20 protein-coding genes are annotated in these 22306 nt (G+C 35.8%); 6 read left to right on the top strand and 14 right to left on the bottom strand.

The genetic code is table 11. The features are described from left to right. Positions 1 to 57: 57 nt before the first annotated feature. The 9 genes from ACFJGY_RS15990 to ACFJGY_RS16030 all read right to left on the bottom strand — a co-directional run bounded on the left by ACFJGY_RS15990 (position 58) and on the right by ACFJGY_RS16030 (position 12460). Positions 58 to 2880: a reprolysin-like metallopeptidase gene (locus ACFJGY_RS15990; protein ID WP_379965921.1), complete on the bottom strand. Its 2823-nt coding sequence runs from the start codon at positions 2878 to 2880 to the stop codon at positions 58 to 60. Between the two features lie 170 nt (positions 2881 to 3050). Further along, a complete protein-coding gene (locus ACFJGY_RS15995) occupies positions 3051 to 5018 on the bottom strand; it encodes a T9SS type A sorting domain-containing protein (RefSeq protein WP_379965924.1) in 1968 nt (655 codons plus the stop codon). Between the two features lie 119 nt (positions 5019 to 5137). Beyond that, a complete protein-coding gene (locus ACFJGY_RS16000) occupies positions 5138 to 6568 on the bottom strand; it encodes a GEVED domain-containing protein (protein ID WP_379965927.1) in 1431 nt (476 codons plus the stop codon). A gap of 150 nt (positions 6569 to 6718) precedes the next feature. Beyond that, positions 6719 to 7804, bottom strand: coding sequence for a hypothetical protein (locus tag ACFJGY_RS16005; RefSeq protein WP_379965930.1), 1086 nt, complete (start codon positions 7802 to 7804; stop codon positions 6719 to 6721). A 1-nt stretch (position 7805) separates the two neighbouring features. Further along, a complete protein-coding gene (locus ACFJGY_RS16010; RefSeq protein ID WP_379965933.1) occupies positions 7806 to 9287 on the bottom strand; it encodes a helix-turn-helix domain-containing protein in 1482 nt (493 codons plus the stop codon). Between the two features lie 159 nt (positions 9288 to 9446). Then, positions 9447 to 10838 (bottom strand): arginine decarboxylase, encoded by a 1392-nt coding sequence (locus tag ACFJGY_RS16015; protein ID WP_379965936.1) that lies wholly within the window; start codon positions 10836 to 10838, stop codon positions 9447 to 9449. A gap of 201 nt (positions 10839 to 11039) precedes the next feature. Then, entirely contained in the window at positions 11040 to 11687 is a 648-nt protein-coding gene (locus ACFJGY_RS16020; protein ID WP_379965939.1) for a thiamine diphosphokinase, read from the bottom strand. A gap of 1 nt (position 11688) precedes the next feature. Then, positions 11689 to 11883, bottom strand: a complete 195-nt coding sequence (locus ACFJGY_RS16025; RefSeq protein WP_379965942.1) for a gliding motility protein GldL — start codon at positions 11881 to 11883, stop codon at positions 11689 to 11691. 4 nt (positions 11884 to 11887) lie between these two features. After that, positions 11888 to 12460 carry a cob(I)yrinic acid a,c-diamide adenosyltransferase gene (locus ACFJGY_RS16030; RefSeq protein ID WP_379965945.1) on the bottom strand — a complete coding sequence of 191 codons (573 nt, stop codon included), beginning with the start codon at positions 12458 to 12460 and terminating at the stop codon, positions 11888 to 11890. A 333-nt stretch (positions 12461 to 12793) separates the two neighbouring features. Here ACFJGY_RS16030 and ACFJGY_RS16035 point away from each other — a divergent pair, with 333 nt between their 5' ends. The 3 genes from ACFJGY_RS16035 to ACFJGY_RS16045 are packed head-to-tail and all read left to right on the top strand — an operon-like array spanning position 12794 to position 16577. Next, positions 12794 to 14521, top strand: a complete 1728-nt coding sequence (locus ACFJGY_RS16035) for an ABC transporter ATP-binding protein (protein WP_379970222.1) — start codon at positions 12794 to 12796, stop codon at positions 14519 to 14521. Beyond that, positions 14514 to 15473 carry a helix-turn-helix transcriptional regulator gene (locus tag ACFJGY_RS16040; protein ID WP_379965948.1) on the top strand — a complete coding sequence of 320 codons (960 nt, stop codon included), beginning with the start codon at positions 14514 to 14516 and terminating at the stop codon, positions 15471 to 15473. The genes ACFJGY_RS16035 and ACFJGY_RS16040 overlap by 8 nt, the downstream gene beginning before the upstream one ends. Before the next feature lie 3 nt (positions 15474 to 15476). After that, positions 15477 to 16577: a linear amide C-N hydrolase gene (locus tag ACFJGY_RS16045; protein ID WP_379965951.1), complete on the top strand. Its 1101-nt coding sequence runs from the start codon at positions 15477 to 15479 to the stop codon at positions 16575 to 16577. A 40-nt stretch (positions 16578 to 16617) separates the two neighbouring features. Here the strand turns inward: ACFJGY_RS16045 and ACFJGY_RS16050 are convergent, their stop codons facing one another. Together ACFJGY_RS16050 and lptB are read right to left on the bottom strand one after the other, a co-directional pair. Next, positions 16618 to 17097 (bottom strand): DinB family protein, encoded by a 480-nt coding sequence (locus tag ACFJGY_RS16050; protein ID WP_379965954.1) that lies wholly within the window; start codon positions 17095 to 17097, stop codon positions 16618 to 16620. A 180-nt stretch (positions 17098 to 17277) separates the two neighbouring features. Beyond that, positions 17278 to 18006: an LPS export ABC transporter ATP-binding protein gene (gene lptB, locus ACFJGY_RS16055; protein WP_379970224.1), complete on the bottom strand. Its 729-nt coding sequence runs from the start codon at positions 18004 to 18006 to the stop codon at positions 17278 to 17280. Positions 18007 to 18429: 423 nt separating this feature from the next. On the opposite strand from lptB, the gene ACFJGY_RS16060 reads away from it, so the two are divergent. Beyond that, positions 18430 to 19200: a TrmH family RNA methyltransferase gene (locus ACFJGY_RS16060; protein WP_379965957.1), complete on the top strand. Its 771-nt coding sequence runs from the start codon at positions 18430 to 18432 to the stop codon at positions 19198 to 19200. A 50-nt stretch (positions 19201 to 19250) separates the two neighbouring features. Here the strand turns inward: ACFJGY_RS16060 and ACFJGY_RS16065 are convergent, their stop codons facing one another. Continuing rightward, on the bottom strand, positions 19251 to 19481 hold the full coding sequence (locus ACFJGY_RS16065; RefSeq protein WP_379965960.1) for a hypothetical protein: 231 nt from the start codon (positions 19479 to 19481) through the stop codon (positions 19251 to 19253). 168 nt (positions 19482 to 19649) lie between these two features. Between ACFJGY_RS16065 and ACFJGY_RS16070 the strand changes: the two genes are divergently transcribed. Together ACFJGY_RS16070 and ACFJGY_RS16075 are read left to right on the top strand one after the other, a co-directional pair. Continuing rightward, positions 19650 to 20723 carry a hypothetical protein gene (locus tag ACFJGY_RS16070; RefSeq protein ID WP_379965963.1) on the top strand — a complete coding sequence of 358 codons (1074 nt, stop codon included), beginning with the start codon at positions 19650 to 19652 and terminating at the stop codon, positions 20721 to 20723. After that, the gene (locus ACFJGY_RS16075; protein ID WP_379965966.1) at positions 20707 to 21303 is read left to right on the top strand and encodes a hypothetical protein; all 597 of its coding nucleotides are present in this window, start codon (positions 20707 to 20709) and stop codon (positions 21301 to 21303) included. Before ACFJGY_RS16070 ends, ACFJGY_RS16075 begins: the two co-directional genes overlap by 17 nt. A 30-nt stretch (positions 21304 to 21333) precedes the next feature. Here the strand turns inward: ACFJGY_RS16075 and ACFJGY_RS16080 are convergent, their stop codons facing one another. Both ACFJGY_RS16080 and ACFJGY_RS16085 read right to left on the bottom strand, forming a co-directional pair. After that, on the bottom strand, positions 21334 to 21570 hold the full coding sequence (locus ACFJGY_RS16080; protein WP_379965969.1) for a hypothetical protein: 237 nt from the start codon (positions 21568 to 21570) through the stop codon (positions 21334 to 21336). A 166-nt stretch (positions 21571 to 21736) separates the two neighbouring features. Beyond that, positions 21737 to 22306 (bottom strand): 5-formyltetrahydrofolate cyclo-ligase, encoded by a 570-nt coding sequence (locus ACFJGY_RS16085; RefSeq protein WP_379965972.1) that lies wholly within the window; start codon positions 22304 to 22306, stop codon positions 21737 to 21739.

Raw genomic sequence — 22306 nt, forward strand, 5'->3', positions numbered from 1 at the left:
AACGAGGCATATCATATAGATAAACCTCGTTTCGATTAAACACAATTATGAACAATTTTACTTTTTAATAACTTTGAAAATTTGTATTTCACTTCCAATATTGGTTTTGATGACATAGATTCCTGTGGAAAGTCTACTCATATCGATCGTATTTGCACCTTGATTAATTTTGATCAATTGCCCGGCAGCATTATATATTGAAATTGAATTTACTTTTTCTTTACTTGATATTGTCAGAATATCATAAACCGGATTTGGATAATAATTAAAAGAAATTTTATTAGCATCCGAAACTTCTAACTGGCCGATATTCAGACTATAATCTTCCACCTGACCGTAATATGAATTTCCGCAAGGTGTCGTATTCGGGCTTGATATTGCACCGTAAAGTCTCACTCTCATTTTCGTTCTGCCTGTCGCAATGGATGACGGGATGGTAATCACACCTTTCCAGGGCGAAGTATTGTAAGTTGTTGTTAAAACTTTCTCTCCGGCATCATCGAAATCACCGTCCTGATTGAGATCTATCCATACAATCACCTGGTCATAATCCGCAGAACCAGTCGTAGAAGTTGCCGTAAAGTTATAGATCTGACCAGGCGTCACGTTTCCGATAATATTAGAGAAATCCTCGTAACCTGCATTAGAAGTTGAATTATTATTAATATCAGCAAAAGTTATATTTGCAATCTTTTCAGACATCAGATAAGTAGATCCCGCTGCACAATATGTGTAAGCACCAGTAAATAATGTGAGATTGGTGTATGCTCCAACCGTACCATTACAAACCGCTGCTACATCGACTTGATAAGAAGTATTGATTGACAATTGTGATAATGCGTAATGATTTGTATTAATATTATTGATCACTGTCCAATTGGTCTCAGAAGATTTTTTATATCTAAGAGTATACGTCGCATTAGCAACCAAATCCCAATCTATATTAGCCGTGGTCTGTGTAATGCTACTTGCCAACAAGCTAGTCGGAGCAGAGCCATCACAAGCCAAAACACTTGAAACTGCTACTTTACCCAAAGCATAAAAAACGTTATCAACCGCATACACTCTTACATAGATATTCTGATTGGCAGGCACGGACGAGAAGTTTAATAATTCTGATCCGTCATTAGGTGTTGAAGCTATTAAAACAATCCAGGTAAGACCTTGATCTGTTGTATAATCTATCTTTACATTAGAAACATTGTAAGGTGCAAGGTTCGTATTAACAACATCCCAAGTAATATTACTTGATACATTATTATAAACCTTAACAGTCGTCATTTTAAAAGGACCTTCATTTCCTACTGTTATCATTTGTGATCCCGTTGCAGTCTGCTGTTGCGTAACATCCGGATGATTATCTCTAACCAAAATTTTAAAATTCATTGTCCTTGCAACATTCGAAACCGCTTCCCAATCGGTTGCGCTTGATAGGTTTCCATTAATTACATTACTAAGTCTTGGAAAATATCTGGAAGGCGATGTAGAAGCGACAAGCGATCTGAATTTCGGACCTGTTGTATTATCTTCGGTTACTGATGTAATTGCAGAAGTTGCCAGATCATATTCTTCCCAGCTGTAAGTGAGCGGATTATTTTCTGCATCCGATGCATTGGCTGTCAAAACAAAAGCAGTTCCTTTTGGGATCGTTTTGTTTGGCAAAGCTTCAACAACAGGCGGATTATTATCGATGCTTGAAACAGTTCCGCAACTTTGGGAATTCAAATAAGTATGAACCTGCTCAATACTTCTTACATGAAAGTAGGAATCTGAGTAGTTTTGTACATTAGCGTTGGTAATTCCTGCATATCCCATAATTGTAGAACCAGAACCCGGTTCCATATGAGCAGATTGATTTGGCGCAGACTGAATATCAAAAGAATAAGTGTGATCGGCACCAAACTGATGTCCCATCTCGTGAGCTACCAGATCTATATCAAAACGTTCGCCTTGCGGACCGCCAGTCCTAGGTGTGCTGAAAGCGGAACCTTTTGATGTTGCATCACTACTGCTGGACGGATTTCTGCAAACATTTCCAACACCTCCGGCATTTCCAGAACCGCCAGCTCTTCCAAACAGATGCCCAATATCATAGGCATCATTTCCAATAAGCGAGGTCAAAGTCTGTTGTAATTCCAGGTTCCACGCACCACCAATTCCAACATTTGCATTAGAATAAGGATCTGTAGACGGATTGGTATAAATCAATTGAGGAAAATCCTGCAGATTCATATGGATGGCAAAATCTTTTTCGAAAACGCCATTCACACGCGTTATTGTTGCATTAATTGCAGAAAATGCCTGAGCAACTCCACCAAAATACTGAGTATATTCTCCTGTTACCGAAATCGCAAGTTTGTAGATTCTGTATTTCTTGTCACTGGATTTGCTGAAGTCGTTCGCAGCATTAGAAAAGTCTGATCCTTCTGATAATTTTTCAAGTTGGTGTTGACTTTGTATCGATTCCGAAGTTGAACAGGAAAAAGCGTGATCTCCGCTTCCCTTATTAGTTTTTGGAAAGACGCCGTAAACTGTTTTTTCTTTGTTCAATGGCTCAATAAATTCGTACTGACCATCTTTGAACATCATCGACTGAAGATCGTAAGGCGAAACACTGAATCTCACATAAACCGTATGATCTCCAACTTTTGCTCCAACATAAGAGCCTAATTGATAACGGTCTGCCAATGACTTTTCCACTACCGGCAAACTATAGACTTCGAACTTTTCTATCTGTCCGTCCAATGTTGGCAAATCTATGATAATTGGCTGGCTGTTTTTACCCGTTGGTTGTGCAGTTGCAAGTTTTGATCTTATCTCACTGAGATCGAGGGAATAGAAACTAGTCGCTTTTGTTTCTCTTGATTGTATTCCTTTCATTGCTGTTGGACTCCATTGAGCAAAACTCAATGTAATACCGAAACAAACGGAAAAGATTATTAAGACATTCTTCATATTAATTATAAAAAGGCGTAATGATCATTAGGAAAAAACGAGGCTTTCAATTAGATCAGCCTCGCTTCCATTAAAAAAATTATGATGAATTAAATTTATTTCTTGATCACTTTCGTCATTTCTGTTTTCCCTTCTACAACTGTTTTCACAAAATAAATACCTGAAGAAAGCTTAGCAAGATTGATGACATTAGTATTATTCACTTCCTGAATTAGCTGTCCTGCAACATTATAAACAGAAATCTGATTCACTTTTTTATCAGAAGAAACCGTTAAAACATCACTTACAGGATTAGGAAAAACCTGGATCTTCATCTTGTCTGCAACATCAGTTACCGCCATTGTTTCAATCGTGAATTCGTCTGCACCAATGTCCGGCGCTGTTGTACTTCTGGCTGCATCATCAAAATCAACCACGACATCAGTCAAAGAAACACCCTTGTTATCAATAGCTAAATTGTCAGAAGTCTGAGAAAGGTGAAGATCTGTATTGGATGTGAATACCGGAAGAGCTTGTAAAGAATTTAGATTACCTCCTAGGATACTCTTCATTCCTGTAAGATTTGTAAATGCTGGCGGACCTCCTGGAGTTTGACCCAAATTAGGACCTGAACTATAATAGATATTGTTATCAATATTAGAATAAGTTGCTGCCACCGGTGGAACTGAGATTGCATATGTAGGTATTGTTGCATCTGCAAGGTTTACCACAAAAATATTATTTCTGAGATCTATGGATCCTGCTGTAGAAACACTAGAACTGAATGCTATTGGAAGACCTTTGTTTGTTCCGTCATTTTGAGTTTCTGTTAAATAAACGGAATTGTTGTAAACTTTATAACCCGTTCCAGCATTGATCAAAATCCCGCCAGTATAATTAGCAGATGAGGTGTTTGCTGCAAAACTTGATACTTTTGAAATGAAATTATTGCTTACCAAAGTGTTTGATGCAGTTCCTGCTGACAAAATGATTGCCTCCGCTCCGTAGCCTACGGTAGTTGCTGTTCTTAACCCAACCAGATTATTAAGATTGTTCTGGCTGATAACAGTGCCAACCGTTGTGCCACCTAAACTAATTCCTGTAACAGAACTGTTGAATCCGTTGCTTGATAAGTTTGAAATTTTGTTTCTGAGAATTTTGTTTGCTGAAGGTACACTTCCTGCTCCCGCATTGGTGAAAATCTGAATGCCTGTGACACTGCCTCCTCCTGCATTATTGACACTTATGTTATCAATGATATTATCTGAAACCGTAGTATTCATTGTAGCAACTGCAAGCCACATTCCTCTTTTTACTTCGTTCGCTGTATTTTCGAAGTTCCCAATTTTGTTACTTGTAACCGATACGCCATCTGTTCCTCCTAGATAAATACCTACAAATCTATTGGCGTTATCCCCGCTCGTAGAAAGATCATTTTTAGTAATAAAAGATCCCGCACCATTACCTGTTGCAGAAGCTGCAAGGAAATAAATGCCGTAATACGATTTCTGGATAGAGTTATTTTCTAATCTGATATTATTAAAGTAACCTGCTGTTGCTGCTCCCGCAGTGTTGCTTACGATAATTCCGTATCCTGTAGTTTTCACCCCGTTGATAAGAGTGGTATTCTTTATAGTAACATTGGTAAGTGGATTAGCAACATCCGATGATCCCATTGCGATAACCTGAGCTCCTGCTACATTACCATTTATAATACTTAGGTCCCTGCTGTCTGTTCCGTTATTACTTCCATCAATCGTTACGTTGCTTCCCAAGATTCTGAAAACAGGACCTGCGGCAGCACCTGTTATGGTTGCAGTGACACCTGCTGCAGGCTTTAACGATACAGATGTGAAATTGGAAGTTCCTGTACTTCTACTTAAAGCTGCTGTTGCAGTTTCTGAAGTATTGGCAGTGATTGTAATATTGATAGCGCCTTGGTGCGTTCCAGCATTGATGGCATCAAAAGCACCTTTCACTGTGGTATAAGTTGCCGTTGCAGTTCCGGATGTTGCTGTTACGTCTACTTGCGCAAAAGCTGCAGTACCCAATAAAATGGATAGAATTGATAAAGATTTTTTCATATAAGTTAGTTGAATTAATAGTTGAAATAAGGCACTGAAAAATCGGCTACTGAAAAATAGATATTGAGCAATAGCCGAAAAGTTTTTAATTTTTTTTTTGAAGAGAATATAATTCAGAATTACTTCTTGATGACTTTAGAAGTTTCTGTTTTTCCTTCTACATCTGTTTTTACAACATAAACACCAGCCGCAAGATTACTCATATTCACGGTATTTGCATTCTGGGCAGTTTTTACCAATTGTCCAGCCGCATTGTAAACAGAGATCGAGTTCACTTTTTTGTTGGAAGAAACAGTTAAAACATCCTTAACCGGATTAGGGTAAAACTGAACTTTGCTAAGAGAAGTTTCGTTGGTTGCCAATGCTTCTTTCACATTCAATGTATAATCTTCAACCTGTCCGTTGGTGTAATTTCCACAAGCTCCGGTTGGCCAGAACATCGCAAATGTCGAAGGTGAATTAACTTTTAGAATCCTCATTCTTGTATTTCCTATCACCGCATTTTCCGGAACTTTGATATTTAGTTCTGCAGACATATTATCCATGCCTGTACTTCCTTTTACAAAACCGATTCTATAGATTTCGTTTTCATTATCAAGGATTCCGTTTTGGTTCCAATCGATAAAAGCGGTGAATGTGCTTACTTTATATGCAGCCATAGCATTCCCTTTGACTGTAATTTTATACTCCTTGTTTCTTTCAACATTCCCGACTTTTGAAAGGAAATTCTCATAGGAACTGTTTGCATTAGGGTCGGAAGCATTAGAAATATCTGCAAAAGTAACCGATGTAATTGGTTCCGAAGCTGTTGCAGAAACACTGCAGTAAGATGATGTGCTTGGATTATTTGGCAACACTCTTATTTTAGTGCTTCCTTTAAGACCTTCTCCGGACCAGTCATTATAACTTAAAATCCAGTTTCCTTCAACCGGAGAAATAGGAACTATGCCAGCTGGCCCATAAACTGCAGAATTAAGATTGAAATCTACATCCAGCTCTCCATTTTCATCTGCGTACATCTCATCATATTTGTTGAGCTCCCAACCACCAGAAGCAGGATCGCCAATATTTATTTTTACCTGGCCATATGGAACCAGATTTTTTACTTTTACAACGGCTCCTGAAACAAAATCTGCCATCTTAAATTCTGCCGGCGTGGAAATTCCTGTGATCACATTTTTAGGATCTTTTATTACTGTATAATTTCCAGTTGCTGTTTTTCCGGAAGTATCTTCAGCTTTCAATGTATAATATCCTAAGGGAGAAACATTGGTCCATCCATTGAATTGGAAAGTGATATTGCCACTCGCATCTGTGGTGGAAGATAATGATCTCAGACCACCCTGAGGGTCGACGGATGTAAATTTAATTGTAGAGTTAGCCGCAAAACCACTTCCTGTAACTTTGATACCATAAGCCCAATACCAATATTCCAAAATGCTGTTTTCCGGAGCTGGATTGCTTGGAACTGTCGTATCTATAGAGATCGTCTGCGCAGATAAAAATCCGGACAAAAGCAGAGAGGCAAAAAAAGCGTTTTTCAATTTCATATTCTTGATTTTAAATTATAACCAAATGTAACTATGAAATTTTTGAAAAGAAAATTATTGATGTTTGGAATTATAGAAATTACAAGAATATTGACACCCATTTTTAAGCTTCAACTCGCTGTTATTCATCACATTACAAATAAACAACAGCTAGTACTCATAGTTTGAAGAATCTATACCTTTAATCTTTTTAATGATGTAAAATAAAGCAATCAAACCAAATAAAATTATCAAAAAAGCAAACAAATAGAACAATTTTTGATTATTTTCAAATTCCATATTTTGCGATTCTATATTTTTATCAAGCAAATCAGAGAAAGATTTTTTCTCAGTGTTTTCATTTTCAAGCAGGTTTTTTTCCAGTTTCTGATTATAGAAAAAATATCTATTGGCATTATTTTGACTAAGGTAATTTTGGCTCAGCGCATCATAAATTTCGGTCAGCAATCCAATATTCTGACTTTTTCCAACCTGTTTTTCTGTTTCTAATAATACCTGATTGGCTTTGAGGAAATCTTTTTTGTTGTCATAGGTTATAGCAAGACCTACCTTCGCATAAGAACTGATTTCCGATATTCGGTTTTTGTCCGCCTCTTTTATAACTTCTAAAAATATGGCTTCTGCTACGTCCGGTTTTCCAATATCTACCAAAGAATAACCTTTCTGGATCTTCGTAATATTTCTGTTCAGAATGCTGCTCCTGTCATTGATTTTATTATACTCTTTGATCGCCTTATCAAAGTAGGTAATAGCGAATGCAGGATCCAGATTATCTTTGTAAATCAATGCTTTAACAAAATAAATATTGGCACTCATCTGGTTGAGAGACTCGTCTTTGAGATAATCGATAATAGTTTCTGCTCTGTTGAGATAATTGATCGCTTTTTTATTAAGTTTCAAGATATAGTACTGATTTCCAATGAATCCCAAAGAATTGATCATCATCAAAGAATCTTTCGACTTCTGCGAAATATCCAGGGATTCGAAACCAGATTTAAGAGCGGCGGAGGAAAGATGTTTTACAGAATATGCGCTGCCTTTTGCAAGAAGCAATTTACTTTGCAGCCTGTTATCCTCAATTTTTGGCTCCAGTTTTTTAACCATTATCAAAGCAGAATCCGGATCTACAAAAGCCATTCTATCTACTTCTGTGATCTGTTTTTCCAGTTTGGATTCGGATTGGGAGAAACCAAAAACTGACAACATCAAAAACAAGAGGTACAAACTTTTCTTCATATCATCTGTTTTTAAGTTCTTCTACAAATTGGGACGGACTTTTTCCTGTTACATTCTTAAAAATAGTCGTGAAGGTCGTTCGCGATGCAAATCCGGCTTCTTCTGCCAGATAACTTGTTTTATATTGCAGATATTCAGGGTTTTGAAGTAATTTTTCGACGATGTAATTCACCCGGAGTTCATTCAGATAATTGTTGAAGTTTTTGCCTTTATGCTTATTTATTATTTCTGACAAATACTTGGAATTGGTATTCATGCGTTTTGCGAGAACGACCAAAGACAAATTCGGGTCTCTCACGTCTTTGCTTTTTTCGAAAGTCTCCAGATTAGAAAGAATCAGATTCTCTGTCTTTTCCGGAATTGTGAAAACGTGGCTGGCCTGGAAATCCTTTAACTGATCACTCAGTTTCTGCTCATATTCTTTAGAAATATTCTGTTTTTCAAACTCTACAGTTGCAACATTAGCTTTGCTTTTGACAACAAAATAATATATCAGACTGATTATCAGAGACAAAACAACAATTGCAATCAGCAGGAACAAAATCTTATTCTGAAATTCTTTTTGTTTATGAATTTTAGAATTTTCTTTCTGATCGATTAGATTAATGACATTCACTCTGGCATCTTGTTTGTCTGCAATGGATAATTTTAGCAGCCGGATGTATTCTTTTCTTGTGTTGAAACAATCCGGAGAATTACTTCCACAGGCTTGCTGAGACCATTCTTTATAAAGGTCTGTGTAGAAAATATCATCGTTATACCGAGGGAATTTATTTTTGATTTCCGTCAGATCCGACTCATAAAATGTACCGTTTTTGATTTTATATTTTAAAATAATAATGTCCGATAAGAATTTGAAATAATCATTTTCTTTGCCAATATTTTTATTTGATTTATTCTCTATTGAAGACTTTAAAAGCAAAAGCCGGGAATGATAAGACGGATCCAGACCTGATTGATTCCTATTATTTTTCTGAATTTTTGTCAGGCATTCCTTATATTTTCCCAAATGATATGATTTTAAAATATCAAGTTCATTTTCCCAGAGATTAACACAGGATTTTTCTTCACCTTTCAAAGGCTCCGAAGTTTTTTTCAAATCCCTGACAGCAAAGATATAGTCATCATAAAAGCCAAGTTCCAGATACAATTTGCCGATCAGATATTCATTTTTTGATTTAAGAAAATCATTATCTACATTCCCTGAAATCCTGTCTGCTGATATCAGTTTTACAACCGCCTCATTGTATTTTCTGAGGTTGAAGTAGATTTCGGCTTGCAGAAGTAATGCATTATAAACATCTTCTGTAGTTCCAAAACTTTGATTAGAAACAATGTATTGCGCCGTCTTTATTGCTTTTTCCGGATCAGAATACATCATTGCTTTGACATCCTTTGTCAGATTTTGAGCATCGTTTATTTGCGCATTTACATTTACTGCAAACACCCAAAACACCATACACCAAAGTAATCTGTTCAGCATTATCCGAAATTCTGAAAATAAATTTAAAGATAAAAAAATATAAGGTCAATTCAATTTAAAAACATACTGTTTGAATTAAAAATATGATAACAAGCACAAAATAAAAAAGCATCACGAAATTTCGGGACGCTTTTTTGTTTGAGTTTAGAATCTGTTTTCTTAATATCCCAAAAGTTTTAGAACATCTTCGGGTTTTTGCTCTTCTCTGAATAATTCGTAAGTTAAGTTTCCATCTTCGTCCTTATCAATCAAAATATGTTTCGGCTGAGGCATCAAACAGTGATGGACACCGCCGTAACCGCCAATCGTTTCCTGATAAGCGCCTGTATGGAAAAATCCGATGTACAAAGATTTTGTTTCATTGAAAACGGGAAGATAAATGGCATTCGTATGTTGCTCAGAATTGTAATAATCATCTGAATCACAAGTTAATCCACCAAGAAAAACCCTTTCGTAGGAATCTTCCCAACGGTTAAGCGGCAACATAATGAAGTGACGGGAAATAGCCCAGGTATCCGGCAAAGTGGTCATAAAAGATGAATCAATCATATTCCATTTTTCTCTGTCGTTTTGACGTTTCTGAGAAATGATTTTATATAAATGCCCACCACTTTCTCCAACGGTAAAACTTCCAAATTCAGTATAGATATTTGGTTCTTCAACGCCTTCTTCCTCACAGAATTTCTTGATTTGAGACACAATTTCGTTGACCATATATTGATAATCATAATCGAAATTAAGTGAAGTTTTAATCGGAAAACCGCCACCAATATTAAGGGAATCAACTTCAGGCGCAATTTTTTTCAATCTCGCATAGACTCGGAGACATTTGTATAATTCGTTCCAGTAATAGGCCGTGTCTTTGATTCCGGTATTGATAAAAAAGTGAAGCATTTTCAGTCTCGCATTCGGATGTTCCGCGATTTTCTGACTGTAATACGGGATGATATCTTTGTATCCGATTCCTAATCTTGATGTATAGAATTCGAACTTCGGTTCCTCTTCCGCGGCAATTCTGATTCCGATGTCAAAAGTTCTGTCGATGCTTTCTGTCAGCTTGTCCAGCTCTCTGTAATTATCCAGAATCGGTGTGATATTTTCGAAACCGTTATTGATAAGGTCAGAAATTTTTGCTAAGTAATCATCAGTTTTGAAACCATTACAGATCACTTCAATATCTTTCGTTACTTTTCCTTTGTCATAAAGAGATTTTACAATATCCATATCGTAGGCGGACGACGTTTCCAGACTGATATCGTTTTTCAAAGCCTCTTCTACAACAAACGCAAAATGGCTGGACTTTGTACAGTAGCAATATCTGTAGGTTTTTTGGTAATCGTTCTTTTCAAAAGCTTCTTTGAACCAGAATTTTGCCCTTTCAATATTCTGAGAAATCTTTGGTAAATAATTGAACTTCAAAGGAGTTCCGAATTTTTCCACAACTTCCATCAGGTTGATATCGTGGAATTTCAGATTATTCTCTTCTACATTGAATTCTTCTGTAGGAAAATAAAGCGTTTGGTCAATTAGTTCAGAATATTTTATTTTCATTTCCGGCTAAAAAAAGTTAATTGTTTTACGGTACAAAAATGATGAAATAAACTGAATTTCTACGTTAATAATTCTATAAAAAACAATGATATTATTTTAACGCAAAGGCGCAGGAAATTTAAAATCACAAACCGTTCTAAGTCGCAAATCAAGCATCATAAAATATTCCAATTGGCGACTTGAAACTGATGAATTAAGACTTCATTCCGCCTTTGCGTTAGATTTTTCGCCAATAAAAATCAGCAAATCGCCTTCTTTATATTTAATAGAAACGTCCTGATTTTCTGCAATATTCCTCGTTCCGATTCTTTCTCCGAGAATCAAATCTTCGTTATATAAAGGCCATTTCAATCCTTTAGTTTCGATATTTTTGGCGATTGGAAAAGGCATTATCGAAATCATTTTATCCATCACATCAGAGATTGCGAATTCTTTCGGAATAAAATAATATGACGAATAATTATCAAAAAATCTGAGATTCAATTTATCTTTAAAGAAAAAAGCGACACTCAAATTCCCTAGAAAATGATCCTGCTCGCCTCCACTTGCGCCGTAAACATCGATGTTTTCAAAACCTTTTTCGAGAATTAATTCCAAAGCTTTATGAAAATCAGTTTTGTTCTGGTCTGGCGTTTCGATAACTTCAAAGCTGTCACGCTGAGGCTCTCGAAGCGTTTCTAAATTAAATGAATCAAAATCGCCGGAAATAAAATCCAATTTATCTAATGGAAAATTCAATTGCCTTAAATAATGAAAAGCGCCATCTGTACAAGCAATCAATTCATAATCAGACAGATTGGGAAATTCTTTCGGTGGTTCGCCGTTGATGAAAAGTAAGGCTTTTTTCATTTTATAAATCATTGGACTTTTTGGCAAAAAGCAAGTTATACAAAAGCAATAAACCGCCTATAATTTGTAAAAATAATCCAATTGCTAGCATTATATTTCCTGAAAAACCAAAAAGACTCCAATGCGTGATTTTGAAAAGAGCTCCGACCAGACAAACAATTAGTCCTATAATAAAAATCAAAACTGCGTATTTCATTCTTTTAACTTCTATCATTAGGATTCCAATATTCCTCAGATTCATTATTCAATTTCGAAACATATCTCGCCAAAACAAAAAAATAATCCGACAAACGATTCAGATATTTAATCAATTCCGGTCGCACTTCCTCCGATTGATTAAGGAAAACCAAACTGCGTTCTGCGCGTCTGCAAACAGTTCTCGCAACGTGAAGGAAAGTCGCTGCTTTTCCACCGCCTGGCAAAATGAAATATTGCAAAGGCTCCACTTTCTCTTCCATCGCATCCATCCAAAGTTCCAATTCTTCAATTTCTTTATCAGAAATTACGAGTGGTAATCTCGCTTTTCCATTAGCCAAAAACAGTTTATCAATCGGCGTTGAAGCTTCGGAACCACCGGTAAAAAGGTCAAACTGAATTTTTTTGAGTTGGTTAACAACAGCTTCATCATCAATATGAGATTTCGCAACGCCAATGTTCGCATTCAGTTCATCGATGTTGCCGTAGGATTCTACTCTTGCGCTGGCTTTGGAGATTCTGCTTCCGCCGTAAAGTCCGGTTTCGCCTTTGTCGCCGGTTTTTGTATATATTTTCATTTTTCAGTTTTTATGAAAGTTTAAATTTAAGGTTTTTATATTTTAAGCGGGTAAGAATCTTTTCGCATCAGTAAATTAACAAAAAGGCACAAAGAATCATTATAAAAAACTCATCATTTTAAGGCACAAAGCTTGACTTCGTCAGAATTGAAAAATATTTGATTTTCATTGTGCCTTAAAAACGCATCAATTACAAAAACCTTTTGTGTCTTTGTGTTGAACTTCATTCAAATTAATTCTTAAATTGCTTTAATGAAAAAGCCATTTCAAAAAACCACAAATCTAATACACATTTATCAGCAGTTGCGGCGCTTCATCAAGCCTTATCGAATGATGATTTTTGTGACTTTGGCTTTGACTTTCATCGGCGCTTTGTTCGCACAGGTCAATCCTTTGGTTTTAAAATATACTGTGGACGAAGTAACCAAACTAACGCAACTTCCCAATCCAATGAAAGAAGGAATTCACGTTCTGACTTTAATTTCAATCATACTTTTGGGGAAAGAACTAGCGAATATTTTTATTCAGTTTGGACAGAAATTTTATGGGGAAAAGATTAGAATCAATGTCAGTTCCGAACTCGCACAAGAAGCCATCAACAAAATCCTGACTTACCGAATCGCCTATTACAACGATGAAAACCACGAATCCGGAAAACTTCAAATCCGAATCGACCGAGGAATTGAAAGTCTCACAAAACTCGTCCAAAATTTTTTCATCGATATTCTTCCACTCTTTTCAACTGCATTCATTGCATTGGTTGTGATGTATATGCAGAATATTTATGTCGGTTTGGTTTCCACTTTTGTGATTCCGATTTATTTTTATGTCACATCAAGACAGGCGAAAAAATTAGGAAATGTAAGACGAACACTCAGAAATCAGCGTGAACAGAAAACGTCCGGACTTTTGAATTTGATTAATTCCATAATGGTCATCAAAAGTTTTGTCCGCGAAAAATTTGAAGGAAGCAAACAATACAATCTTCAGATGAAGCTGATGGAAAGCCAGCTTTACACGAGGCGAACCAGTTTTATCTATGACGGTTTGAAGACTTTCATCGAGCAATTCGGTGTCGTTTTGATTATCCTTTTGACAGTTTATTTGGTTCTTGACCAGCAGATGACGATTGGTGCGATTATGCTTCACATTATGCTGTTCAACAACGTTTCCGCACCTATTCGCCAGCTTCACAGGATTTATGATGATATGAATGATGCCTTTATTTACGCCGAAGGTTATTTTGAAATCCTGAATGCCGACGAAGAAACCGAACCAAACGGAACCATCAACAATATCCCAATCAAAGGGAATTTCGAAATCAAAAATGTGGATTTCACTTATCCAAACGGGATGAAAGCACTTCACAATGTTTCCCTGAAAATTGAAAACGGAAAAACCACGGCTTTGGTTGGACTCAGTGGCGCAGGAAAATCGACGATTATCAATTTACTTTGCAAGTTTTACGAGCCAGATTCAGGCGAAATTCTTTTGGATGGCAACAATCTGAATGATTTTGATAATGACTTTCTGCGTGATGACCTTGGATTAGTTCTTCAAAAAAATCACATTTTTAAAGGAAGCATCGAGGACAATATCCGCTACGGAAATCTGCACGCCACATTTGACGAAATCAAAGAAGCTGCGACAAAAGCTTATCTCCACGAACAGATTTTGGATTTACCGGAAGCTTACAACCACGACGCTACGCAACTTTCCGGAGGTCAACAACAGAGAATTGCCATCGCCAGATTATTTTTGAAAAATCCACCAATTATTTTTCTTGATGAACCAACCGCAAGTCTGGACGCCATCGCAACAGAACAAATTAAAAATTCTCTTGACGCTATAAAACAAGGAAGGACGGTTGTGATTATTTCGCATTCATTATCGCAGATTTTGGATTCTGATATGATTTACGTGATGAAAAAAGGCGCAATTGTAGAAAACGGAACACACGAAGAATTGTATGAAAAAGACGGAATTTACCGAGAAATTTTTGATGCTTCTGCAAGAAGTTTGAATCTGGATAGATTGGTGAAAACATATAAAGATGAATGAAGACCATTACATAAAAAAAATAGACCGCATCACCTCGATTCTGGTGCAGTTGCAAAGCAAACCGATTGTTCGGGCGCAGGATTTAGCGGATAAATTTGAGGTCAGTGTCAGAACGATTTACAGAGATATTAAAACTTTGGAAAATGCAGGCATTCCGATTTTTGGGGAAGCTGGTTCCGGCTATTCTTTGGTCGATGGTTACAAACTTCCGCCAGTGATGTTTACAAAAGAAGAAGTTTTGAGTTTCATCACGGCTGAAAAACTGATGCAGAATTTTTCCCACGAAAGTCTCGGTTCGCATTACAATTCGGCGATGGAAAAAGTGAAATCTGTTCTCAGAAATTCGGAGAAAAATTTGGTGACTGATATTGAAAATCAAATTAATATTTATGCTTATCAGCCGGAGCAAAAAGATTCGGTAAAAAACATAATTCCGACAGTTCTGGAAAGTATTTCTGAGAAAATGCAACTGAAAATTGATTATCAAAACGCTAATCTCGAAGCTTCGGAACGGACAATTGAAGCGGTTGGAATTTTTTATGAATTCAATTATTGGTATGTGATGGCGTTCTGCACAATGCGGAAAGATTACCGGCAGTTTCGGGTAGACAGGATTTTGAAAATCACAAAAACTAAAAATCCATTTTCGCAGGAATATGGACACATTAACGATTACAAAAATAATACGAATGGAAAAAAAACGGAGGTCAAACTTCTTGTCGAGAAAAAAATAATGACGCATCTTGTGAACTCAAAAAAATATTATGGCCTGACCAAAGAGATCGAGACCGAAAATGGTATTGAACTCATTTTTGAAACCGAATGGATCGACGAAGGTTTTCCGCGCTGGCTGATTACTTTTGCTGACTACGCCGAGATCATTTACCCAGAATCTTTAAAGATAACATTGAAAAATCTAATTAATAATATTTCAGAAAGAATTAAAATTTAAAATATGAAACATGTATTTCTCCATTGTTTTCTATTGATTGTAATAGCTTATTCTACAACACTTTCCGCCTGTTCTGCATTTTTGTTGCGGGGGAAAGATCATTGTGTGGTTGGTTTCAACGAAAACTGGAAAACAATGCCCGGAATGATTGTCGTAAACAAACGCGACGTTTTGAAGAGAAATATCAGCTGGGAAAATCTGACCACCGACAATTTGAATTCTAAAAAACAATGGACTTCGAAATATGGCTCGGTCACTTTTAACCTTTTGGGCTACGATTTCCCTTGTTATGGCGTGAATGAAAAAGGACTTTTCCTGGTAGAACTTTATCTGGAAGAAACATCAAAAGTTTTGAATCCGAACCAGCCAAATATGTTTTGGGCACAATGGATTCAGTATCAATTGGATAATTACAAAACGGTAAAAGAAGTCGTGGACAATCTGAACAAAGGTCCAAACATAGATTGGTGGCCAAATGCCGCAGGAAGTCATTTTTTTCTGACTGATGCCAAAGGAAATGCAACAACTATTGCTTTGCTTGATGGGGAATATAAAGTTCTGACGAACAAAGAAATGCCGATGCCACTTTTGTGCAACAATCAATACAAAAAGGATTTTGATAAAGCCGCAAAATTTGATTTCCTGGGCGGAAATGAGAAATTCGAGTATGAGAAGAGCGGAAATTGGGACGACCGATATAATCGTGCTTATTTTATGCTTCAAAACTACAAATACGATGGAAAGCCAGTGGATTACGCCTGGAATATTCTGAATTCTGTTCACGCCGGAGAATGGCAAACCGTGATTGATGCAAAAAATATGAACTTATTTTTCCGCTCAGATTTAAAGAAAGAAATCAAGAAAATCGATTTGAATAAACTTGATTTTTCAAAGAATTCTGCTGTGAAATATCTGGATATTCATACCGATGAGTTGGGCGAAGTAAATCAGGATTTCCAGCCGTTGACACTGCGTAAAAATAACGACTACGTGGAAAAAGGATTTCCGATTGGTTATGATAATAAGGAATTTGGGACTTCGGAAACGTTTGTTAAGCTTAAGGAAAATATTGTAAAATTCTTCAGTAATATTTTACCAAACTAAAAAAAATAGCTTTCAGAAAATCTGAAAGCTATTTGATTTTTTATCTTTCTCTTTCCCAGAAAAACGGTGGCTCGATTCCCAAAGCTCTTAGATAAACGTAACCTTGACCACGGTGATGAATTTCATTATCAACAAAATAAAGAATATTCTGATAAACAGGAAATTCATATTGACCAAATAACTTAAAACTTTCCTGGAAACGTTCTTCCGAAATCTGACTGAAATATTCGTTAATCACTTCCGTGTGCCCATCCCATTTTGCAAGGATTTCAGCCTTTGTAGTCGGCTGGAAAGATTCATCAAAAACATTATTTATCCCATCGACAATGGCTTCTAAAGCAGGTCCGGCAATCGCCAGAAGTTCAAGTGTCAATTTCGAAAAAGGTCTCATTCCACCGATTGAAAATTCGAATAAATCTTTTTCAGGGAAAGCTTCTATCACTCTTCTAGTAAGATTTCTATGACCTTGCCAATGGATTAAAAGTTGTTGTGAGTTGAGGACTGTTGCTGTTGCATTCATAATAGTTTGTTTTATTTGATACAAATGTACAGCGAGGTTGTGACAGGAGTTTGTCAGGAGAGATTTGATTTTATCACAAAGGCACAAAAAAAACTTATAATTATAAAAAGAAAAGTCGCAAAGGAAAACTTTGCGACTTTTATACTTTCAATTTTAAAAACTTCCGCCTTTGCGATAAAGTTATATCTTCTCAAACCTAAAATTCTCCCCAAGATAAGCCTGTCTCACTTCCGGGTCATTCGCCAAATCTTCAGGAATCCCTTCTTTCAGGATTTTCCCTTCGAACATAATATAAGTCTTGTTGGTAATCGCCAAAGTCTGCTGAACGTTGTGATCGGTGATCAGAATACCAATATTCTTCTCAACCAATGACCTTACAATCTTCTGAATATCCTCCACCGCAATCGGGTCAACACCCGCAAAAGGCTCATCCAAAAGAATAAAATTCGGACTTGTCGCTAAGCAGCGTGCAATTTCCGTACGACGTCTTTCACCTCCGGAAAGCAAATCGCCACGGTTTTTACGAACGTGTTCCAGGTGGAATTCTTCTATCAGTTCGTCGCACTTTTTTTTCTGTTCTTTTTTGGAAAGATTAGTCAATTGTAAAACGCCAAGAATATTATCTTCAACAGACAACTTCCTGAAAACCGATGCTTCCTGTGCAAGATAGCCAATTCCTTTCTGTGCACGTTTGTACATTGCATCCTGCGTAATATTTTGATTATCAAGAAAAACGTTGCCTAAAGTCGGTTTCACCAATCCGACAATCATATAAAACGACGTTGTTTTTCCCGCCCCATTTGGTCCCAAAAGTCCGACGATTTCGCCTTGCTGAACTTCCAGTGACACGCCTTTCACCACTTTTTTCGGTCCGTACTCCTTGATTAAATTTTCTCCTCGTAAAATCATAAAACAAAGATATATATTTTTTGCTGGAAGTTGGAAGTTCATCTCTTTCAATTCCAAGAAAGTAAATTTTATGCAAAGTTCCTGTAAGTTTTAAGTTTCCAAAGCATTAATAAATTGATAAATACAAAGAATATGATTATAAGTTTACTTTGAAATCGACTTGTTGATTCTTTGGCTTCTCAATAAGCTTCAATTCTTAAAAAATCTTTGCGTTATTTATTACGAAATTCTGGGCGTGCCCTCGCCAGCACAAAGGCCATCTCTCGGGTCGGGCTTTCCGTTATAAGTCCTCACTCGTTGCCTCGTTCCGGGCTTTCCACTGCAATCCCTCACGCGCTTCTCCTCGATTGAACATTCAACTTTTTACATTGTACATTTTACATTGTACTTTATACATTGTACATTTGTGAAAAATTTCCAAAAATGCTCATAGAAAGCCTTCAAAACGAAAAAATCAAAAGACTGACCAGACTTCTCACTAAAAATCATGAAAGAAGAAAAGCCTGCGTTTTCATCGTGGAAGGTCAGCAGGAAAACAAACGTGCCTTGGAGTTCGGGAATCTGCCAGAAGAATATTATATCTGCGAAAATATCTTCAAAGGGAAATTGCCCAACACAAAAATCCATTACGTTTCGGAAAAACTATATGAAAAGATTGCTTATCGCGGAACAACTGAAGGAATTATAGGAATTTATAAATTGGAATCCAGAACTTTAGAAGATTTCAAACCAAAAAAAGATTCAGCAATTATTATTTTAGAAAGTGTGGAAAAACCAGGAAATCTTGGTGCCATCCTCAGAAGTTGTGAAGCTTTCGGAATCAATGCTCTGATTGTGACCGATCCAAAAACAGATTTCTACAATCCGAATGTCATCCGTTCCAGTGTTGGATGCTTATTCGGAATGAATATTTTCCAGGCTTCAAATGATGAAACTTTCCAATTTTTAAAAATCAATGACTATCAAATCTTTACAACTTTTATGAGCGAAGATGCAAGAAACATTCAGGAGAAAAGTTTGAAGGCAAAATCGGCTGTTTTATTCGGAACAGAACATTCCGGCTTAAGTGACTTCTGGAAACAAAAAGGAGAAAACGTTTTGATTCCAATGGCAGGAACCATTGACTCCTTGAATCTTAGTAATGCGGCTGCGATTACTTGTTACGAAATCTTGAGACAGAAATTAGAGAAATAAAAAAACCGCTTCTCGAAAGAAACGGTTTCAAATTCTTAACTGGGTTAAGATTATTTTTTAGCAGCAGCAGAATCAACTTTCTTAGCAGCTCCTTCTACTTTAGCAGCAGCAGAATCAACTTTTACAGCAGCAGAATCAACTTTAGCAGCAGCAGAATCAAGAGTTGCAGCAGAAGAATCTACAGCAGCAGAATCAGCAGAAGTAGTTTCTACGTTTTCAGTTTTTTTACAAGCAACAAGAGTTACAGCAGCGATAGCAGCTACGAATAATGACTTTTTCATAATAATAATAATTTAAATTGTTAGTTAATAGATATGTTCTCATTTGAACGGGACAAAATTACATCAATAAATAAATTTTGTTTTTGAAAATTAATTGTAATATATTTGTAAAACACGATTTACAAATTAATATATCTGTAAATCAATGAATTAAGCATATATAGAATTTTGACCGATATAGAATTTTTATATTTCCAATCCTTGAAAAAGGCTGTTCAGGATAAATATCTTGAAACACATTCCCCATCATTTGATGATATATCAAAATGGCGAGGTATTGATATAATTTATTTCCAGGAAGATCTCCGACAAAAAGCGAAAGGAAATATCAGCGAAAAAACTTTTTATACTTATTTTAAAAATAATGCTCAGGAAAAAATCCCCAGAATAGATATGTTGAATATTCTTTCTGTGTACGTTGGATACAATTCCTGGTCAGAATTTAGAAAGAAAAACATTATCCCAGAAGATAAAAAATCTGTAGAATCTACACAAAATAAAGTTAGCGAAGTCATCACGGCTCCAAAAACTGACATTACTGAAACTTTAAAACCAGAAATTTCGGTTGATAATCAGGCTTTTGACGAGATTAATTATAATATCAACTTTAATAATAGCAAACAGAATTTTCTTAAAAGATATTTGTGGCTGGGAATTTCGATTTTCCTTTTTGCTATCGTTCTTATTCTCGTTTTTTATGACAACCTTTTTTATAAAAAATACACCTATGCTTTTACTGATGCTGATAGAAACTCGTCTATAAAAGGAGAATTGGATGTTAAAATCATTCGTGACAATGAGTCTCCGATTCTTTTCAAGGTGAAACCAAACTCACCTTTTGTATATGAAACCAAAAGCAAGAAACTTAAAATGGTCATCTCTTCTCCATTTTATAAAACAGATGTTGTAACAAGAGACCTTACAAATGCCCCGGAATCTGAAAATATAGAACTGAAACCAAATGATTATGCGATTCAGCTTTATTATTATTCAAAATCAATTAAAGATTTTAAGAAAAAGACATATCAGCTCAATCGTTTAATCAGTGACAAAGCCCTGATTTATCAAGTAGTCGATAGTGATATCTATGGAATAGAAACTATGGATAAGCAAAAGTACATATCGCTGGTTACACTTCCTACAACGTCTCTTGAGAACTTAGAAGTGATTGATTCTCAAATGGAAAATGGAAAAATAGTAATGATTAAATTCAGAATTACAGACGATGAAAAAACAAAATAAATTTTATTGGTGGATTTTATCTCTATCACTAATTATCTCAGGTTTTATTTCCTGTAACAAAAAGTATGAAGGACCAGATAACTCTCTGGAAACCATTCGAAATGCAAACAATAGGGTAACTTACACAAAATCAAAATTAGATAGTTTACAAGCTATTAATTTGATTACAAGCCAAAAAGTTCAGGATCTGTTAGACTTGTCAACGCTTTATACATCGGGAAATAAGGATACAGAAATAGATTCGGTAATTTACACACAGATGCAGGCGCATTTTCTGGCTAAAGACTCTAACAACCTGAAGCCATTATTGAAGGAAATGGACAGTCTGAAAGTAAGATTCGCCAAAGTGAATAATCTGACAACCTCAAAATCAGTATTAGAAAAGGACACTTTGGATTTTGCAAATTTTGATGTAGAATATTACGACAAGAAAAAAACGTATATCACAACAGTCAACAGAAAAGCACAATATATGCTGAAAGCATCGCCGGTGAAATTCCAAAAAGAATTCAAATTTTACTTTGTCAATTTTTATAAGAAAGAATCTGACAGTATAAAAACAAACAAAGCCGCTAAATAGCGGCTTTGTTATTTAATTAGAAGTTTCTAATTATTTTTTAATAGCTTCTTTAGTTGCTTTTTCGTCAGCCTTAACTTCAGCTTTAGCAGAATCAGCAGTAGCTTTTACAGAATCAACTGCAGCATCTTTAGTAGAATCGATTGCAGCAACTGTAGAATCAGCAGTAGCATCAACAGAATCAATAGCAGCAGATTCTACTTTATCAGTTTTTTTACAAGCTACAAGAGAGATAGCAGCGATAGCAGCTACAAATAATGACTTTTTCATGTTCTAAAAATTTAAATTAATATTATTATTGATTGTTGTCCTAATTATTGACTTATAATTACAAGACAAAATTAGTTCCGTAATTAAAAATTCTTCTCCAAATAGCTTGTAAATACCTTTGTAAAATCATTTACAAATAAAATATACTGATTTTCAATTAATTAAATCAAAACACATAAAACTCAGATGGCGTGATCAGACTATCAAGCGCCACATCCTGATCCATTACATCCGATATTGATTCTTGTGGAGGAAAGTAATTAAGTCCTATTTTTTTATCAATATTAAAATATCCTGAAAAGAATCGATCATAGAATCCTTTTCCATATCCCACTCTGTTTCCATACAAATCACAATAAAGCAAAGGCGTCAAAACATAGTCCAGTTGTACGTTTGAAGCGATATTTGAAACTGGTTCTTTGATTCCCCAACTATTAATTTCAAATTCTGAGTCAGGAAAAACCTCAACAGAAATGATTTTTTCACTTTTGATTTTCGGTACAAAAACCCTGATTTCATTTTCAAAAAAATAATCAATGAAAATTTGAGTATTTACCTCATTAAACTTTTCAATCGCTAAAAAAACATTAACTTTTTGATTTTCAACAGGATTAAATTGTAAAATAAAGTTTTCCAGCAGTTTTTGAGACAAAAAATTGACCTCATCTTGTGATAAGGCCATTCTTTTTGCTTTATAAAGTGCTCTAAGATCGTTTTTTGAGAGACCTAAATTCAT

It is taken from the genome of Epilithonimonas sp. UC225_85, from assembly GCF_042695135.1.
Taxonomy (GTDB): domain Bacteria; phylum Bacteroidota; class Bacteroidia; order Flavobacteriales; family Weeksellaceae; genus Epilithonimonas.

Coding starts and splice junctions, on each gene's coding strand:
- ACFJGY_RS15990 (WP_379965921.1), bottom strand. CDS start 2,880: ATGAAAGGAATACAATCAAGAGAAACAAAAGCGACTAGTTTCTATTCC.
- ACFJGY_RS15995 (WP_379965924.1), bottom strand. CDS start 5,018: ATGAAAAAATCTTTATCAATTCTATCCATTTTATTGGGTACTGCAGCT.
- ACFJGY_RS16000 (WP_379965927.1), bottom strand. CDS start 6,568: ATGAAATTGAAAAACGCTTTTTTTGCCTCTCTGCTTTTGTCCGGATTT.
- ACFJGY_RS16005 (WP_379965930.1), bottom strand. CDS start 7,804: ATGAAGAAAAGTTTGTACCTCTTGTTTTTGATGTTGTCAGTTTTTGGT.
- ACFJGY_RS16010 (WP_379965933.1), bottom strand. CDS start 9,287: ATGCTGAACAGATTACTTTGGTGTATGGTGTTTTGGGTGTTTGCAGTA.
- ACFJGY_RS16015 (WP_379965936.1), bottom strand. CDS start 10,838: ATGAAAATAAAATATTCTGAACTAATTGACCAAACGCTTTATTTTCCT.
- ACFJGY_RS16020 (WP_379965939.1), bottom strand. CDS start 11,687: ATGAAAAAAGCCTTACTTTTCATCAACGGCGAACCACCGAAAGAATTT.
- ACFJGY_RS16025 (WP_379965942.1), bottom strand. CDS start 11,883: ATGAAATACGCAGTTTTGATTTTTATTATAGGACTAATTGTTTGTCTG.
- ACFJGY_RS16030 (WP_379965945.1), bottom strand. CDS start 12,460: ATGAAAATATATACAAAAACCGGCGACAAAGGCGAAACCGGACTTTAC.
- ACFJGY_RS16035 (WP_379970222.1), top strand. CDS start 12,794: ATGATTTTTGTGACTTTGGCTTTGACTTTCATCGGCGCTTTGTTCGCA.
- ACFJGY_RS16040 (WP_379965948.1), top strand. CDS start 14,514: ATGAATGAAGACCATTACATAAAAAAAATAGACCGCATCACCTCGATT.
- ACFJGY_RS16045 (WP_379965951.1), top strand. CDS start 15,477: ATGAAACATGTATTTCTCCATTGTTTTCTATTGATTGTAATAGCTTAT.
- ACFJGY_RS16050 (WP_379965954.1), bottom strand. CDS start 17,097: ATGAATGCAACAGCAACAGTCCTCAACTCACAACAACTTTTAATCCAT.
- lptB (WP_379970224.1), bottom strand. CDS start 18,006: ATGATTTTACGAGGAGAAAATTTAATCAAGGAGTACGGACCGAAAAAA.
- ACFJGY_RS16060 (WP_379965957.1), top strand. CDS start 18,430: ATGCTCATAGAAAGCCTTCAAAACGAAAAAATCAAAAGACTGACCAGA.
- ACFJGY_RS16065 (WP_379965960.1), bottom strand. CDS start 19,481: ATGAAAAAGTCATTATTCGTAGCTGCTATCGCTGCTGTAACTCTTGTT.
- ACFJGY_RS16075 (WP_379965966.1), top strand. CDS start 20,707: ATGAAAAAACAAAATAAATTTTATTGGTGGATTTTATCTCTATCACTA.
- ACFJGY_RS16080 (WP_379965969.1), bottom strand. CDS start 21,570: ATGAAAAAGTCATTATTTGTAGCTGCTATCGCTGCTATCTCTCTTGTA.
- ACFJGY_RS16085 (WP_379965972.1), bottom strand. CDS start 22,306: ATGAATTTAGGTCTCTCAAAAAACGATCTTAGAGCACTTTATAAAGCA.